Origin of the sequence: Pedobacter sp. SAFR-022 (assembly GCF_051965375.1) — a bacterium.
In the GTDB taxonomy this organism is placed as follows: Bacteria; Bacteroidota; Bacteroidia; order Sphingobacteriales; family Sphingobacteriaceae; genus Pedobacter.
Window position 1 is genome coordinate 507,615 of the sequence record NZ_JBQCME010000002.1, and the last position, 16,367, is coordinate 523,981.

The 16,367-nt window shown below is 44.4% G+C and carries 14 protein-coding genes; 9 read left to right on the forward strand and 5 right to left on the reverse strand.

The genetic code is table 11. From position 1 onward, the window contains the following. Positions 1-31: 31 nt before the first annotated feature. Positions 32-1,546: a malate:quinone oxidoreductase gene (locus ACTHQF_RS08120; RefSeq protein ID WP_440429566.1), complete on the reverse strand. Its 1,515-nt coding sequence runs from the start codon at positions 1,544-1,546 to the stop codon at positions 32-34. A 191-nt stretch (positions 1,547-1,737) separates the two neighbouring features. Between ACTHQF_RS08120 and ACTHQF_RS08125 the strand changes: the two genes are divergently transcribed. Further along, complete coding sequence (locus tag ACTHQF_RS08125) at positions 1,738-1,947, forward strand: alkylphosphonate utilization protein (protein ID WP_440429567.1); 210 nt, start codon at positions 1,738-1,740, stop codon at positions 1,945-1,947. Between the two features lie 3 nt (positions 1,948-1,950). Further along, complete coding sequence (locus ACTHQF_RS08130) at positions 1,951-4,500, forward strand: DUF5686 family protein (RefSeq protein ID WP_440429569.1); 2,550 nt, start codon at positions 1,951-1,953, stop codon at positions 4,498-4,500. Positions 4,501-4,507: 7 nt separating this feature from the next. On the opposite strand, the gene ACTHQF_RS08135 is transcribed toward ACTHQF_RS08130, so the two are convergent. Together ACTHQF_RS08135 and ACTHQF_RS08140 are read right to left on the reverse strand one after the other, a co-directional pair. Next, on the reverse strand, positions 4,508-6,280 hold the full coding sequence (locus ACTHQF_RS08135; RefSeq protein WP_440429570.1) for a hypothetical protein: 1,773 nt from the start codon (positions 6,278-6,280) through the stop codon (positions 4,508-4,510). Between the two features lie 118 nt (positions 6,281-6,398). After that, positions 6,399-7,019, reverse strand: coding sequence for a phosphatase PAP2-related protein (locus ACTHQF_RS08140; RefSeq protein WP_440429571.1), 621 nt, complete (start codon positions 7,017-7,019; stop codon positions 6,399-6,401). Between the two features lie 171 nt (positions 7,020-7,190). On the opposite strand from ACTHQF_RS08140, the gene ACTHQF_RS08145 reads away from it, so the two are divergent. Both ACTHQF_RS08145 and ACTHQF_RS08150 read left to right on the forward strand, forming a co-directional pair. Then, the gene (locus ACTHQF_RS08145; RefSeq protein ID WP_440429572.1) at positions 7,191-7,403 is read left to right on the forward strand and encodes a hypothetical protein; all 213 of its coding nucleotides are present in this window, start codon (positions 7,191-7,193) and stop codon (positions 7,401-7,403) included. A gap of 507 nt (positions 7,404-7,910) precedes the next feature. Then, positions 7,911-8,633 carry a DUF4397 domain-containing protein gene (locus ACTHQF_RS08150; RefSeq protein WP_440429573.1) on the forward strand — a complete coding sequence of 241 codons (723 nt, stop codon included), beginning with the start codon at positions 7,911-7,913 and terminating at the stop codon, positions 8,631-8,633. Positions 8,634-8,750: 117 nt separating this feature from the next. Here the strand turns inward: ACTHQF_RS08150 and ACTHQF_RS08155 are convergent, their stop codons facing one another. Both ACTHQF_RS08155 and ACTHQF_RS08160 read right to left on the reverse strand, forming a co-directional pair. Beyond that, positions 8,751-10,793, reverse strand: coding sequence for a prolyl oligopeptidase family serine peptidase (locus ACTHQF_RS08155; protein ID WP_440429574.1), 2,043 nt, complete (start codon positions 10,791-10,793; stop codon positions 8,751-8,753). Positions 10,794-10,821: 28 nt separating this feature from the next. Continuing rightward, positions 10,822-11,976: an MFS transporter gene (locus tag ACTHQF_RS08160; RefSeq protein WP_440429575.1), complete on the reverse strand. Its 1,155-nt coding sequence runs from the start codon at positions 11,974-11,976 to the stop codon at positions 10,822-10,824. A gap of 118 nt (positions 11,977-12,094) precedes the next feature. Here ACTHQF_RS08160 and ACTHQF_RS08165 point away from each other — a divergent pair, with 118 nt between their 5' ends. The 5 genes from ACTHQF_RS08165 (at position 12,095) to ACTHQF_RS08185 (ending at position 16,310) form a co-directional block, all read left to right on the forward strand. Continuing rightward, entirely contained in the window at positions 12,095-12,973 is an 879-nt protein-coding gene (locus ACTHQF_RS08165; RefSeq protein WP_440429576.1) for an NAD(P)-dependent oxidoreductase, read from the forward strand. A 13-nt stretch (positions 12,974-12,986) separates the two neighbouring features. Next, positions 12,987-13,832 (forward strand): CvfB family protein, encoded by an 846-nt coding sequence (locus tag ACTHQF_RS08170; RefSeq protein ID WP_440429577.1) that lies wholly within the window; start codon positions 12,987-12,989, stop codon positions 13,830-13,832. A gap of 61 nt (positions 13,833-13,893) precedes the next feature. Next, positions 13,894-14,274 (forward strand): YtxH domain-containing protein, encoded by a 381-nt coding sequence (locus ACTHQF_RS08175; protein ID WP_440429578.1) that lies wholly within the window; start codon positions 13,894-13,896, stop codon positions 14,272-14,274. A 73-nt stretch (positions 14,275-14,347) separates the two neighbouring features. After that, complete coding sequence (locus ACTHQF_RS08180) at positions 14,348-15,493, forward strand: methionine aminotransferase (RefSeq protein WP_440429579.1); 1,146 nt, start codon at positions 14,348-14,350, stop codon at positions 15,491-15,493. A gap of 13 nt (positions 15,494-15,506) precedes the next feature. Beyond that, positions 15,507-16,310, forward strand: a complete 804-nt coding sequence (locus ACTHQF_RS08185) for a nitrilase family protein (RefSeq protein ID WP_440429580.1) — start codon at positions 15,507-15,509, stop codon at positions 16,308-16,310. Positions 16,311-16,367 lie beyond the last annotated feature (57 nt).

The window sequence follows — 16,367 nt, forward strand, 5'->3', positions numbered from 1 at the left end:
ATCAATATAAGGTTTAAACGGTCAAATTGTTCTAAACAACAGGTACTTCAGTTCTTAATTTTAATGCATGTGAAGTTTGCGTTCTCAGCGTCTCCATCAGAACAGGATCCTCACTTAAGGTTTGACCATAAGAAGGAATCATCTGGCTAAGCTTTTTCTGCCATTCCGGTTTTGCAACATATTGCGGAAAGCAGCGTGTCATCAGCGTCAACATGATAGATACTGCAGTCGAAGCACCTGGCGAAGCCCCAAGAAGCGCGGCAATAGAGCCATCGGCAGCAGAAACGACTTCCGTACCGAATTCCAGAATACCGCCATGTTTGTCATCCTTCTTGATCACCTGAACACGTTGACCAGCAGTTTCAAGTTCCCAGTCTTCCGCTTTCGCAGTAGGCAGATATTCACGCAAGGCCTGCAGGCGGTCGTCTTGCGACTGGCGCACCTGATTAATCAGGTATTTTGTAAGCGGGATATTATCAAGACCTGCCGCGATCATCGGCATGATGTTATTCGGCTTAATAGATAATGGTAAATCCAAAAGCGATCCGTTCTTCAAAAATCTTGTAGAGAATCCTGCATACGGGCCAAACAATAAAGCTTTTTTACCGTCGATCATACGAGTATCCAGGTGCGGTACCGACATCGGAGGTGCGCCTACAGATGCTTTGCCGTATACCTTAGCATTGTGTTGTTCAATGACTTCTGGATTGGTACATTTCAGCCACTGACCACTTACCGGGAAGCCGCCAAATCCGTTTCCTTCAGGTATGCCTGATTTTTCAAGCAAAGGCAATGAACCACCACCAGCGCCAATGAACACGAATTTTGCGTATACATTGCGTTTCTCGCCAGTAATCTCATCCTTAACACGAACCTGCCATAATCCATCCTTTTGCTTAAGCTTCTTAACCTCATGGCTAAAGTGCATCTCAACCTTATCTTGCTCCTGCAAGCGATTGAACATCATCCGGGTTAAAGAACCAAAGTTCACGTCGGTACCAAGTGTCATACGTGTAGCAGCTACCGGCTCTGCAGGATTCCTGTCCTTCATTACCAGGGGCATCCACTCACGCAATTGTTCAGGATCTTCGGAATATTCCATGCCATGAAAAAGCGCGCATTTCTGCAATGCCTCGTAACGTGTTCTCAGAAATCTAACGTTTGCTTCACCCCACACAAAGCTCATGTGTGGAATGCTTCGGATAAAGTGTTCCGGTGAATCTACCAGTTTTGATCGAACCAGGTAGGACCAGAATTGTTTTGATACTTCAAAGGATTCAGCAATTGATACGGCTTTCGAGGTATCAACAGATCCATCAGGCTTCTGCGGTGTGTAGTTCAACTCGCAAAAAGCCGAGTGTCCGGTACCTGCATTATTCCAGGCATCAGAACTTTCCGCAGCAGCGACATCCAGTCTTTCAAAAATTTCAACCGTCAATCCTGGTTCAAGTTCCTTAAGCATTACACCTAAGGTTGCACTCATGATTCCGGCGCCGATTAATACAACATCTACAGTCTTATCAGATTTATTTTTAGTACGGGTCACAGTATTCTTTTTTGAGCAAATTTACAATAAAAACCAGGCCACAAAAACCATTGGTATGTAATTTTAGCTTTATAGAACAAGCGATCAGAGATTTTACACTTTTAATATTTAATTTACCCATTACATAACGCAATTAGCTTTTTTAGCTGTAATCTTGCAGATTCTTAGCGAAAAAAGAATTATTAAGCAAAATGAAAGTAAAAGATAGCAACGGAAATCTCCTTAAGGACGGAGATTCAGTCATTCTAATCAAGAGTTTACCGGTAAAAGGAACTTCTATCACCTTAAAAAAGGGAATGGTCATTAAAAATATCCGTCTTACCGACGATGATGCTGAAGTTGAATGCAAGGCAGAAAAAATGCGGGTGGTATTGAAGACTGCTTTTTTGAAAAAAGGCTAACCAATGGTGTTTATCCAGGTTAAGCATATTACTACTTTAACCTTCCTGCTGATTCTCTTTTCCGGAAGCCTCTTTTCCCAAACAACAAAGGTTTCAGGAACGGTCACAGAAGCTTCTACAGGTCGCCCTATGCCCTACGTAACCGTATCCCTTACTGGAACACCGGCAGCAACAAAGACAAACAACCAGGGCAAATACGAGATCGCCGGACCATCTACAGCAGCTAAAGTTCAATTTCACTATATTGGATATAAAAGCCTAAGTATCAATATCAAGCCTGGCACCGAGCAGGTCGTTAACATCCGCTTAGCTGAAGATACGCAAAGCCTTAACCAGGTAGACATTACTACCGCAAAACACGGGCGCTACCGTAATAAGGATAACCCGGCCGTGGAGCTCATCCAGAAGGTGATCGCGCATAAAGAGCTTAACCGGATGGAAAACTTTCCGCAACTTAGTTATAGACATTATGACCGGTTACAGGTATCCTTAAGCAACCTCAACGCAAACTACCGGAACAAGAAGATCTTCCGAAACTACCAATATCTATTTCAAACACAAGATTCCAGTCGCATCGGCGGAAAGTTGTTGCTGCCAATTTACCTCCAGGAGAAGCTCAGTCAGAAATACCAGCACAAAAATCCAGACCTGGACAAAACTGTACTGTTGGCCAATAAGCAGGTTAAGTTCGACAGCCTTGTGATCGATAACCAGGGGCTCGCAAACTACCTGGAAAGAATGTATGAGGATGTAGATCTTTACGACAATAATATATTGATTGCAACGACCCAGTTTCTGAGTCCAATTGCATCCTTAGCCCCCTCCTTCTATAAATTCTTTATTACAGACACCATAAACACCGCTACATCAAGGCTAATTGAATTATCCTTTATGCCAAGGAACCCTGCTGACCTACTACTGAATGGGAAGCTGTATATTGCGGATGACGGCAGCTATGCTATAAGTAAAGCATTCATCACCATCAGCAACAAGGCGAACCTGAATTTCGTTCGCGGTGTGGAGCTTAGTCAGGAATTCAGTCAAATGCCGGATCGGAAATATTACCTGCATAAAAGCAATATGATCGTGGATTTTGGCATCAGCCAGCAAAGAGGCCGCGGATTTACCGGACAGCGAACGCAAGTGATCGATCAACTTGAAACCCAAATTCCTAACACGGACAGTGTTTTCTCCGGAAAAAAGCTCGCCGTAGCTCCCGGGGCGTATAATCGGTCTGATGTCTTTTGGTCTCAAAACCGCTTAGAGCAGGTACCCGATTCAACCTTAAAGATATACCGAAACATTGATTCTCTTGGGAAGAGTAAACCTTTCAAAAGAGTGATGACCGTTGCCGGCATTCTGTTCAATGGCTATTATAATGCCGGCTTGTTCGAAGTTGGTCCGATTTATACCTTTTACGGTTTCAACAGCTTAGAAGGTTTGAAGCTACGTCTTGGCGGACGAACAACCACGGCATTCAGCACACGGTACTTCCTGGAAGGTTATGTCGGTTATGGAGTTAATGACGAACGCTGGAAAGGACTTGCAAGTGTTGCCTATTCGCTGAACAATAAATCAATTTACACCTATCCACAAAGCTTCTTGCGTGCAAGCGTCCAGCGCGACACCTATGCGCCAGGCCGGGAACTAAGAGGCAATACCGAAGACGACTTTATATCCTCCTTCAGACGGGGTGTGAACAACCGCTTCTTGTACAACGACTTTTACAAATTCGAGTACGTGCAGGAATTTGAAAATAGATTCTCATTCAACCTGGGCTTCAGACGATGGACACAAAGGCCAGCGATGGCGCTACGATATTTCAACGGCAACAACGAAACCCTGGATGCAATTACAAGTACCGAATTCAACCTTTCCATGCGGTACGCCCCTCAGGAGAAGTTTTATCAGGGTAAACGCAGCCGGGTGGCGGTAAACAATAAATATCCGATCTTTAACCTCCGCTACGCAGCAGGGTTTAAAGGACTGCTTGGCGGCCAATATAGCTACCACAACCTTTCCGGCACCCTCGACAAGCGGTTCTATCTGTCCCAACTGGGCATCACGGATCTTAAAGTTGAAGGTGGCTACATATTCAACAAAGTACCCTATCCCCTGCTAGCCATCCACAAGGCCAATCAAAGTTATGCCTATCAGATCAATGCTTTCAACATGATGAACTTCCTGGAATTTGTAAGCGATCACTATGCGAGTATTAACATCGACCATGGTTTCGGTGGTTTTTTCCTCAACAAGATACCACTGATAAAACGTCTTCAACTGCGTGAGCATGCCTCCTTAAAAGCCGTATACGGTGGCGTTCGGGATGAAAACAATCCTGACCTCGACCGCTCCCTATTGCAGTTTCAAACAAATACACTTGGGCAAAAAACAACCTACACTTTTGGCAATGTACCCTATGTAGAAGGTAGCGTTGGCTTGGGTAATGTTTTCAAGTTCCTACGACTGGATCTAGTAAGGCGTTTCAACTACCTTGATCATCCGGATGTGCCGAAATGGGGACTACGTGCGAAGTTTAAGGTCGACCTGTAACAGCTGATTACCCCTGCTTTTTTTCAGCCTTTTTTCCTGAACCACCTGTAATCGCTTCTCCGGCTTCAAGAATGATGTTGCTTTCCGGCTGTTTCTTATGCTGTTCCATTCCTGTTGTACTAGAACTCATCCCATCAAGCATCGCTTTAGACAATAGGCCGAAGAAGGACATGTCTGGCGGACGATTGATGTTGATGGGCCCTTTCTTGAACTTCCCTCCCTTTGTAGGGTTGTCGTTCGGAAGCATCATGTTGCTCAGCGCAGAAACGAGCTTTCGCTCTTTAATTACGTCGTTTTCGTCATCCTTCTTTAATACGGCATATTTCATGTCCTGATAATAAAGATCGACCTTTCCCTTGGCATGCTGTTCATTAGCATCAATATGGAAGTACATTTTGTTGATCTTTCCAGACTTCACCGCCATCAGTGCATAGGGTCTGGCAAAGCGGTTCATTACCCTGGCGTCTACGGCGCCCATACGTGCAGTATAACTGAAAGCCCCATTGGGATCAGCCAGATTGAATTTCATATCAGCCTTAGTTGATGCTGCGCCCATCGTCTTGTAGCGCATTGAGGCCGACATAAACTTATTTGCAGCAATCGCCTCCTTGTTGTTGGTGATGTTGTAGATCTCACCAACACAGTTATTGATATCCAGGCTGGAAAGTTTGTCTGACTTCATCGCCAACACCTTAAAATAAGTATCAGCATTCCGGATGCGCATCGTATCAATGGTTAAATCAAATGCCAGCAGCTGTAACTGTTGGTTTGGATATGGGTTGGATCGCCGTTCGCGCAATCTCCGGGTATAGTTGTAGTTATTATAAACCTCTACCAGGCTGTATCCGACATCCATACGCCCAATATGCAGTTGCTGTTTTTCCAGTATACGGTCCAGATCAATCCTGTGCATTGCCAGGTCTTTTTTCAAAATGTAAACCCGCTCCTTCGCATGTTTCACCTTTTGATAGAAGGCCTTCCGGCTTAGCCTTGGTGTAAGCTCCAATCGTTTGATGGTAGCCTTTCTGCTATCCGGAAGAAAAGCGATATCGTTTGCCTGAAGGTAATACAGGCTGTCACGCGTTGCCAGTCGGTAGGCTTTCACCCGAACAAGGGTACCTTTTTGCCCTGCGGAATCTCTTTCTTCGGCGGTAAGACCGGAAAGGTCTACATTGATGTTTTTGATTGCCGTGCGTTTCGGTTCATCATCGTTTTGATTAACATAGACAAAGGTTAGATCCCGCATTGATGTACTTTGAATATTTGACATCTTAAGCAGGCTTTCTACAAGCGAAAACAAACGACCAGGCTTCTCCTCTGCCCGCGAGTTGTTGTACGTATGAAGCTTGTTATGAACCCGGATATCTGCACTGTCTATCAGCATACGTGCCATATTCATGCGCATGCCCTGCTGTCCACGAGCGATTTTTAGGCCAGACATTACCATCGTGCCTACATTCATATGGAGCACGTTATTGGGAGCACGATTTGCTTTAACAAGCCTTGCAAGTACAGCACTGTCGGGAATCAGTTTAAAATCGTTGATCCTCCCCGTTCCGGAATCCAGGTTGATGTCAAACCTGGAAAATGAGACGCGGTACAAGCTGTCGCTTGCTTCAGTAATCATATCTACAAACGTTTCACTTAGCTTGCGTTCCACCTTAGAATTCGGCTTCGATAGATCATCTTTCACATATCTCCATCCCAAATAGCCTCCTAAGCCCAAGAACAAAAGTATGCCCAAAACCCAGTATGCGGTTTTCTTGCTCGATTGCGTCATAATACCTTGATTTACAAGAGCTGTATCAAAGTTTAATCCACAGCAAAACAAAACTCCTCTATATTGAAGATCAGGTAATTACCTACCGTAGATATCAAAGAAGCGGGCGTATATGAGGCTAAATCTTTGCGATGCGTTTCCCCAGCAACCAGAATAAATAACTAAATACCGGTGCAGCAAGGATGTCGGCCGTATAATGCACACGCTGAACCATGAGTAATACGGCAAGCACAGCAGTAGCAGCAAAAGCAAGATACTTTTCCCATTTCTGCTCCAGGCAAAGTGCAATGAGGAATAAAGTGGCAGTATGGCCCGAAAAGAACAGATCTTTGGTGATCAGTTCGGTGCCATAGAAGAATACAGAAAAGGGATCTTCCAGATGCAGAATACCGATCGGCGGTTCAAGTGGAATTAGATAAATAGTGATCATCCGACCGAGACACAGAAATATGTAGGCCCACAACCCGGTAATGCAAAAGACAGTTTTTTCAACCATACGCCAGATCATCAATGCCATGAAAGGATAAAGCATCAGAAATATGTAGGGAGAAACATCGCTGACCGGAAATGCGTTAAGCACCCAGTCGTTGAGTATTATACCTTCGCGAACTTGTATGTAGAGGAAGAAGTCGGGGACAAACACCAGTATTCCGGCGAGGATAATTAAGCCTGAAATTAGCTTAACACGAAAAGCAGGGTACTCCCAGGCACGTTGCCAGGAGATCGAGTCATATTGCATTAATTCTGGAAGTGATATAGATATAAGCAACAAATATATGCTTTGCTTCTTACCTTTTAAGTCAAAGTCAATGTTGAATATCACAGTTGACCGATTCTGACAATCTCGTGGCCCGAACTGTACCTAAACAATACGGCTTCATGCTTGTTGAATTAATAAAAAACAGAACCTATGGAAAATATCGAAAATAATGACCAGCACCAACCAAAGGAGGGCCAGCAGATTACGGATGATAATCAAAAACCGGCAGAGCAAGTAGAACAATCAGACAACATTATCGGAGATGTTCATCCAACTGAAAGAAGCGATACCTTTCAGGAGCAAAATAATGCAGAAATAGAGAACCAGTCTGATGCAAGTGAAATCTCAGGTAAAAACCTGTAAACTTAAACGAACGCCATAATCATATGGCGTTTTTTTTTTGCAAAAAGGGCTAAAAAAAAGAAAGGGTTGCTCCATCCAGACGCATCCCTTTTCTAACCAAATATAAACCTGTATGAACGGGTTTTCCTTTAAGTCCTGATGTAATGATTGATGATCAATGCAGCACCAGGGTTTGTAATTTCAAATTCTTAAGGTTTTTTTACCTTGTTTGCTGATACAAATATAGAAGGTTTTTCTTAGTGTACAAAATACACTAAGAAAAAAATTTAAAAAAAATTTAGTCCCGCCGAAAGTTGCGGATAATCATGCCTTTACGAATTCAGTTCTCTACCATTAATTTCTTGCAGATAAGCTTTTGGTCATTTATTAATCTACCTAAACAATCATTTAACGTTTTTTAACTTAGCGATAAGCTGGAAATTTAAATATTTGCCTGTAGCATTTACCGGGCTTGCTGCGTATTAAAAGCAGCTACTCGAGAATACATTTTTAAACAAAAAAAAACAGATGAAGATTTTTACCAAGCTTTACCCGAACAAGATCAGCCAGATTGCGGCTATTCTATTGCTTACTGCGTTTGCATTATCCTTTAGCTCCTGCTCGAAGGATGAAACAGAAATCCCTTCAATTTCAGGATTGATGGTCGTCAATGCTGCTCCAAATTATGGTACTTACAATGTGTATATCAATAATACGAGCGCACCGGTCAACACGAAAGGTGCTCTACCCTTCCTTGGCTCTATCTCACCGTATTTCAATATCACGCCGGGGGCAAATGCATTAAAATTTACCACGGCCAGCAGTGTCGAGAGTGTTTACACCGAAACGACTAACCTGGAAGCAGATAAGGCTTATACCTATTTTCTAATCAACGATGTACCAAACCTTTCAGGTCTACTGCTTCAAGACGATCTATCGCTTAATTCAGCGGAGAAGGCCTTTGTGAGGTTCGTCAATGTATCACCTAATGCGGGAAATCTAGACCTTGCTATTGACAGCGGCTCCACACTCGTGGCAGACAAAGCGTTCAAGGCAGCTAGTGAATTTATGAGTATTGATCCTAAACCATACAATTTAGTGATTAAAAGTAAGTCAACCGGGCAGGTTTTAGCAACGCTAAAAAATGTGATACTTACCGCTGGAAAAATGTACAGTATCGTCGCTGCGGGAATGTCAAACCCGACTGAACTTCAGCAGCCATTGAAACTGCAGGTGATTACCAACCGCTAAGATTTGAATCTTCCAGCACATTAACGAAGCCTCATCAGGCCCTCTAACCGGTGTTGATCCAGCTTTAGGCGGTTCAACCCCGGTTAGAGGGCGGCTGGAGGGCGGGTTAAGGGCGGGTCAACGCCATTGCAGGCCCATCACCTGGAACATAAAAGCCCATTTATCAGCGATCTCGGCGATTACCTTATCCATAGGCTTGCCTGCACCATGTCCGGCGTTTGTTTCGATCCTGATTAATACTGGTGCCTCGGCAGATTGTACCTGCTGCAGTCTGGCGATAAATTTGAAACTATGTGCCGGTACAACGCGATCATCATGGTCACCGGTCGTGACGAAAGTTGCTGGATAAGCAACACCTTCCTTCAGGGCATGCAGCGGACTATATTGATACAGGTATTCGAACATCTCTTTAGAATCAGACGCTGTGCCATAGTCATAGCTCCATCCTGCGCCTGCAGTAAACTGATGATATCGCAACATATCTAACACACCCACTGCTGGTAAGGCCACCTTGAAGAGTTCCGGACGCTGTGCCATGGTCGCAGCAACCAACAGCCCGCCATTTGAGCCACCCATGCTGGCCAGGTAATCCGAAGAGGTGTACTGCCCGGCAATCAGGTATTCCGCCGCCGCAATAAAATCATCAAAAACATGCTGCTTGTTCATCTTAGTACCGGCGAGATGCCAATCGTCGCCATACTCGCCCCCACCTCTCAGGTTGGCCACCGCATAAACCGCTCCCTGTTCCAAAAGCACGACAATTGAATTACTGAAGGCAGGTGTCAGATTAACATTGAAGCCACCATAACCATACACCACCGTTGGATTTTTGCCGTTCCGCTCCAATCCCTTTTTATGTGTAATGATCATTGGAACCCTAGTTCCATCCTTAGAAGTATAGAACACCTGGTTTGATTCATAACCCGAAGGGTCAAAGTCTACACCAGACTTCCGGTAGAGTTCGGACTGCCCGGTAAGCACATTGTAGCTGAAAATCGTAGCTGGAAAAATATAGGAAGTGAAGGTATAATATAGTGTCGTCTCCTCATTTTTGCTATGAAAACCGACTGCGGTACCTGGCCCGGGAAGTTCAATTTCCTTTTCCAGAATACCATCAAGGCTGTACTGCTGTACCATAGAAATGGCATCCTTTAAATAGTTAGCGAAGATCTTTCCAGCTCCGGTGGATGGCGTCAGTACGTTCTCCGTCTCAGGAATCAGCCCCTGCCAATGCTCAGGACCTGGCTGCTGTGGATCAACGGTGACGATACGACCGTTAGCCGCATGGAGATTTGTATAGATGTATAGTTTACCATTTTCATGAAGAAGCACTTCATGGTTTTTCTCTAGATTGTCAATGACCGTTACAATCGCAGCTTCCGGCTGAGACAGGTCTTTAATGTAAAGTTCATTTCCGGAGGTGGTGTTCGCTGCAGAGATTACCAGATATCGCTCATCTTCTGTTACCCCAGCACCAATATATCTCCGCTGAACCTGATCTCCAAAAATCAGCTGATCCTCCTCTTGCGTTTTACCCAATTCATGAAAATACAGCTTATGTTGATCCGTTCTCGCAGAAAGCTGACTTCCATCCCTCGGCTGCTCGTAAGTACTATAATAAAATCCAGTGTTGCCATACCAGGCGATACCGGAGAATTTCACATTGTGTATGACATCACCCGTCGGCTGCTTCGTTTCCGTATCGATGACCACAACCCTGGTCCAATCGGATCCGCCTTTGGAAATCCGGTAGGCGGCTAAACTGCCATCTTTAGAAAAACTAATGCCTGCAAGAGCATCACTCGCATCTGCAGAAAAGGTATTAGGATCAATAAATACCTCTGCTTCTTCATCAGCTGAGCGCTGTCTGTAAAGCACACTCTGGTTCTGCAAACCTGTATTCCTGTAGAAATAAGTGTATTTACCTTCTTTAAAGGGCTGGGAGAATTTTTCGTAGTCCATCAATTTGAACAACCGCTCCTGGATTGCTGCCCGAAAAGGAATCTTGTCGAGGTAATCGTTTGTACATTTATTCTGCTCAATTACCCAGGCCTTTGTTTCGTCGGATTGATCATCTTCGAGCCAACGAAAAGGATCGCTGACTTCCGTACCGAAATAAACATCTTTAACATCAACCGATCGAGTGAATGGATACTTCATAAAAGTTTAGGGTTAGATTTAGGTGAAATTATGCTTCAGCAACTTCAAGCGTTTTCTTATGCTTAAAGAACAGTTTGGACACCGGAATAAGCATCAACCCGCATATGCCGAAGATTACGAAAGATACCCGAAGGTTAAATGCATGGGCAAGGTAACCGATTAAGGGTGGCCCTAGCAGCATGCCAGTGATTGAGTAGGTTGCGATGATGGAGACAGCCATCCCTGGTGAATACTTCCGGGATGCCCCAGCAAGCGCATAGGACATTGGAATAACGGCGGCAGTACCGAAACCCACGAGTGAGAAACCGATCATGGCCGTCCAAAAAGTTGGAATAATCACCGCCATGGCGATACCAGTCACCACGCATAAAGCACTCATGATATAGGTGTTCGGCATACCGATGATGGCAATGATCTTGTCGGACAAAAACCGCGAAGCGGCCATAAACGTCATAAAGATCAAATATCCGTAAGTAAAAATTTCAACGTGCAGGATCTGCTGGAAATAAATTCCACTCCAGTCGAACATGCCCCCTTCGCATATCGCGGAGAGAAAAGCCACCACGCCCAAATAAAATATGTAGGGATCCGGCTTACCTAAGATGATCTTGTTCCCTTTTTCCGCACGGTCATTTTTCAGCAGATACTGGTACGATACAAGGGTCAGTATCAGCGCGACAACACCAACCATGATGAAGTGCGTCTGTATCGAAGTGCCAAGGTTCAACATCAATGTCGAGAACAGGATACCGAAAATGCCACCGGTGCTCCAGAATCCATGAAAGGATCCCATGATCTTATGCTCATAAAACTTTTGCAGGGAAATGGCCTGTGTATTTACTGAAATGTTGTAGATCCGGGTGGTGAAGGAGAACAACAAAACTGCTACTACCAGGGTAAATACATTATGTGAAAAGCCAATCAGCGCAAGCGCAAAGGTGTTCAACGCAAAGCCAATAATTAATGGTACCCTACTATTGTATTTCGATACGAGCCAGCCGGAGATCGGCAGTCCGAGTAAGGAACCAATTGGCATAGCAAGCAAAATAGAACCGAGTTCTGCATCATTAAGATCGAAGGCCATCTTAATGGTGGGAATCCTCGAGGCCCAGGTGGAGAAACTAAATCCAGAGAGAAAAAAGAACAAACTGAGGAATATACGCTGGGTAGTTTTAGAAATCATGGGGCAAATTTATCAATTTTTGTTTCCTGTCAATTTTTATACCTATTTATGTGCCCTTTATGATTTAAGCCAAACAGAAGGGGTAAATTATTACTTGTAAGAAGCAAATTAACTGGCAATGGAAAAGAATATGAAAATTGGATTTATTGGACTGGGGAATATGGGTGTACCAATGGTGAGAAATCTGATCAAAGCAGGTTTCGAAGTAAAGGTTTACAACCGGAATGAAAGTAAGGCAAAAGATTTCGCTACCGAGCAGGGCATTCAGGCTGTGGAAACGCCTGCCGATCTACTGCCGGATGCAGATGTCATCATCAGCATGCTTAGTGATGACAATGCCGTTAAGGGCGTATATACCGGTGAAAAAGGCGTCTTTAAAGCCAGTCCTGAGAAAGATCTTGTTGTTATCGATATGAGCACGGTTGCACCTGAAACCAGCAGGCAGCTTGCCAGCGAGGCAGCGTCTGCTGGCATCGACTATGTCGATGCACCGGTATCCGGAAGTGTTAAACCTGCTACCGATGCGCAGCTGGTGATCATGGCAGGAGGAAAAGCCGAGGTCTTCGAGAAGATCAAACCTATACTGCTGGCACTCGGCAAGTCGGCAACCCTTTTGGGCGATCATGGATCAGGCAACGTTGCCAAGCTCGCCATTAACCTGTTTCTCGGCATCACCATGCAGGGGCTTTCGGAATCCGTGGTCTTTGCAGCGCAACATGGCATTGAACCGGCAGCCTTACTCCCGCTGATCAATGAAAGTGCCGTTGGAAGTGGCATTACGAAGATCAAAACCACAAACATTGTGAACCGTGATTTCAGTCCGGCATTTGCGTTGAAGCTGCTGCGTAAAGACATCAGACTGGCAGAAGACCTAGGGCTACAATCCCCTGCTGGACTGACATTGGCACATACGCTCCAAGCTGCTATCGAAAGTGGATTTGGCGAAGAAGATATGGTGGCCATCTTTAAGCAGGTTGAACAAGGCCATAATAAATAATTATCTTTGCAGCATGATAGCAATCGGACAATACAATGATCTAAGGATTTCGGGTAAAACAGAAAAGGGACTGATCTTAACAGACGGCGATAAAGAAGCCTTATTAAACTATACGGAGGTTCCTGCAAACTTTGAAATTGGCGACATCATCAATGTTTTCGTGTACATCCACAAAGATGGGAGTCTGGTGGCCACTACCCGTCGCCCCTTGGCCTGTGTTGGCGATTTCGCGTATCTGAGTGTAGTTGACGAGGCTGGCGACGGCGTATTTATGGATCTTGGCATTGGCAAGGATGTTTATGTACCTCAGCGGGAACAAAAACGTCCCATGTTTAAAGGTGATAAGCATGTCGTTTATGTATATCTGGATGAAAGTAATGACCGGATGTTGGCTTCGTCGCGCCTAACCAACTTTGTGGAGGAAGAGGATATAGATCTGGAGGAAGGTGATGAAGTGAGTTTGTTGATCGTAGATCGCTCTGACCTCGGCTTCAATGCTATTATCGACAATAGATATATCGGGCTGCTATATGCAAATGAACTGTTTGATGAACTGCAACCTGGAGAAGTAAGGAAGGGCTGGATAAAGAAAATCCGTGTGGAAGGAAAGATTGACCTGAGCCTGCAGCCAATGGGCTATAGCCATATCCTGGATTCCAAAGACATCATTTATAAAGAACTTAAGGAAAGTGGCGGCATCATTCATCTTGGAGACAAAAGCTCACCGGACGACATCTATCATAGATTTAAGATCAGTAAGAATGCTTTTAAGAAAACCATTGGCGCGCTGTACAAAGAACGGCTGATCACGATTTCAGATCATGAGATCAAAATAGCCGTCGACGACACCGCAGAGTAATTAAACATTTTTGAAAACAGATTGGGTAAAGTGTTGTTAATCATTAATAAAACAAACGATTATGAAATACGACAAAATGTTATCCAAATGCGTTTCTCAGGAGTCAGATTCTTCTAAGGCTATAGTTGCACTGCTAACCGGCCTTGCCGTTGGTGCAGTGTTAGGTGTATTATTCGCGCCAAGCAGTGGAGAAGAAACCAGAACGCTGATCTCTGACAAGGCGAATGACCTGACCGGAGATTTGAAGGAGAAATATCAATCTGTAAAGGAAAAGATCGTTGCGGGAAAAGATGACCTAACCGACCTTAAAGATCGTACAGTTGAGCGCGTGAAATCGAAAGCGAGTGACTTAAACCAGGAGTTTAAGGCCTATAAGGAAGATGCAAAAACAGATATCAAACAGGCATCTGATGATTTAAACGATAGTGTACAAAATGCATAAATAGTATCACAATTTTGATCAGCCGGTTTCGACCGGCTTTTTTTTGCGCTGAGATTTGCTATTTTCGCAATACATGATACCTATTAACTCTAAGCTACCCGGTACAGTCAATACCATCTTCTCTGTAATGACGAAATTAGCAGAAGAAAATCAGGCAATAAACCTATCTCAAGGATTTCCAGACTTTGATACGGATCCGAAGCTCATTGCAATGGTGACCGACTATATGCAAAAGGGCTACAATCAATATGCCCCAATGACGGGTGTACCCGCCTTGAGGTCGCTGGTAGCTGAAAAAACCAATCGTCTATATCAGTCAGACTACAACTCGGATACAGAAGCAACCATTACGGCTGGAGGCACGCAAGCTTTATTCTCTGCCATTGCTGCCTGCATCAACCCTGGTGATGAGGTTATAATATTTGAGCCAGCATACGACAGTTATGCTGCCGCAATAAGGATGCATGGCGGATTGGTTAAGACTTACGAGATGGTACCCCCGGATTATGGAATTGACTGGGATATTGTGAAGCGGCTTTTCAGTGCGAACACGAAGATGATCATTCTGAATAGTCCGAACAATCCAACCGGCAGTGTGCTGTCTGACAATGACATGCAGTGTTTGATCAAACTAACCAGGGGTACGGACGTATTGATTTTGAGTGATGAGGTATATGAGCATATTATTTACGACGGCTTAAAACACCTGAGTATCGCGGCATATCCGGAGTTAAAAGAACGAAGTTTCCTGGTTGGTTCTTTCGGAAAGGTCCTGCATGCTACAGGCTGGAAAGCTGGATATTGTCTGGCACCGGAAAACCTGATGCGCGAGTTTAGAAAAGTACACCAGTTTAGTGTTTTCAGTGTGCATACACCTGTGCAATATGCAATTGCTGAATACCTGCAAGACGAATCAAAATACCTTGATCTGGCAGGCTTCTTTCAGGAAAAGCGGGATCACTTCCAGGCACTGATGAGTCAAACACGCTTTAATTTATTACCTTGTAAAGGATCCTACTTTCAATGCGTGACCTTCGACCATCTTAGCGAGGAAACAGATGTCGAACTTGCAACCAGGCTGGTAAAAGATTATGGCGTTGCCAGCGTACCGGTCTCGGCATTCTTTATCAGGAATACGGATCACCATGCACTACGTTTCTGCTTCGCAAAAAAGAAAGAAACACTTGAGCAGGCGGTAGAAAAATTAATGCACTTCTAATTAAAATTTAAAAATGGAAAGTCCTGATTACTTAAGCATAAACAATCTAAAAGTCACAGTTTTCCAGGCCTACCTTTTTTGGGAGAATACCGACAAGAACTTGCAGAACTTGTCCTTGCGCCTGAACTTGGGGGTTAAAGAAAAAACAGATCTGATCGTTTTACCGGAAATGTTTAACACGGGCTTCAGCATGAATGCCGCCGTACTTGCGGAAAGCATGGACGGAAAAACAATGACCTGGTTAAAAGATACGGCAAAGCGCTATGATTGCGTGGTTACAGGCAGCCTGATTATTTCAGAAGAAGGAAAATTCTATAACCGTATGATCTGGATGATGCCCGACGGCAATTTCGAGAAGTACGACAAACACCATCTTTTTAGCCTCGCTGAGGAAGATAAAGGCTATACGGCAGGTCAGGATCAAGTGATCGTTGACCTGAAAGGTTGGAAAATCCGGTTGGCCATATGTTATGACCTTCGTTTTCCGGTCTGGCTCCGCAATAAGGATGCAGCGTATGACATCCTACTCGTAATTGCAAGTTGGCCGGATAAACGTGCAGGACATTGGAAGGCACTGATACCCGCAAGGGCAATTGAAAATCAGTGCTACGTCATTGCGGTGAACCGGGTGGGTCACGACGGTAATGAGATCTATCATAGTGGGCATTCGATGTGCCTGGATGCAAATGGCGGAACCGTGTACTACAAGCCTGAAGATGAAGACCTTTATACCTTTAGCATCACCTACCCTGAGCTGGTAAAAAACAGACGCAGCTTTCCATTTTTAAGAGATGCTGATGCATTTGAACTTAAATAAGCATTCGCAAGCGTTACAGCAGATTATTTACCTATAAATAACCGGGGCAAAATCCTA

What these genes read in the sequence shown, in the direction of transcription:
- ACTHQF_RS08125 (WP_440429567.1), top strand. Translation starts at nt 1,738, where the DNA reads ATGAAAGTAAAAGATAGCAACGGAAATCTCCTTAAGGACGGAGATTCA.
- ACTHQF_RS08130 (WP_440429569.1), top strand. Translation starts at nt 1,951, where the DNA reads ATGGTGTTTATCCAGGTTAAGCATATTACTACTTTAACCTTCCTGCTG.
- ACTHQF_RS08135 (WP_440429570.1), bottom strand. Translation starts at nt 6,280, where the DNA reads ATGACGCAATCGAGCAAGAAAACCGCATACTGGGTTTTGGGCATACTT.
- ACTHQF_RS08140 (WP_440429571.1), bottom strand. Translation starts at nt 7,019, where the DNA reads ATGCAATATGACTCGATCTCCTGGCAACGTGCCTGGGAGTACCCTGCT.
- ACTHQF_RS08145 (WP_440429572.1), top strand. Translation starts at nt 7,191, where the DNA reads ATGGAAAATATCGAAAATAATGACCAGCACCAACCAAAGGAGGGCCAG.
- ACTHQF_RS08150 (WP_440429573.1), top strand. Translation starts at nt 7,911, where the DNA reads ATGAAGATTTTTACCAAGCTTTACCCGAACAAGATCAGCCAGATTGCG.
- ACTHQF_RS08155 (WP_440429574.1), bottom strand. Translation starts at nt 10,793, where the DNA reads ATGAAGTATCCATTCACTCGATCGGTTGATGTTAAAGATGTTTATTTC.
- ACTHQF_RS08160 (WP_440429575.1), bottom strand. Translation starts at nt 11,976, where the DNA reads ATGATTTCTAAAACTACCCAGCGTATATTCCTCAGTTTGTTCTTTTTT.
- ACTHQF_RS08165 (WP_440429576.1), top strand. Translation starts at nt 12,095, where the DNA reads ATGGAAAAGAATATGAAAATTGGATTTATTGGACTGGGGAATATGGGT.
- ACTHQF_RS08170 (WP_440429577.1), top strand. Translation starts at nt 12,987, where the DNA reads ATGATAGCAATCGGACAATACAATGATCTAAGGATTTCGGGTAAAACA.
- ACTHQF_RS08175 (WP_440429578.1), top strand. Translation starts at nt 13,894, where the DNA reads ATGAAATACGACAAAATGTTATCCAAATGCGTTTCTCAGGAGTCAGAT.
- ACTHQF_RS08180 (WP_440429579.1), top strand. Translation starts at nt 14,348, where the DNA reads ATGATACCTATTAACTCTAAGCTACCCGGTACAGTCAATACCATCTTC.
- ACTHQF_RS08185 (WP_440429580.1), top strand. Translation starts at nt 15,507, where the DNA reads ATGGAAAGTCCTGATTACTTAAGCATAAACAATCTAAAAGTCACAGTT.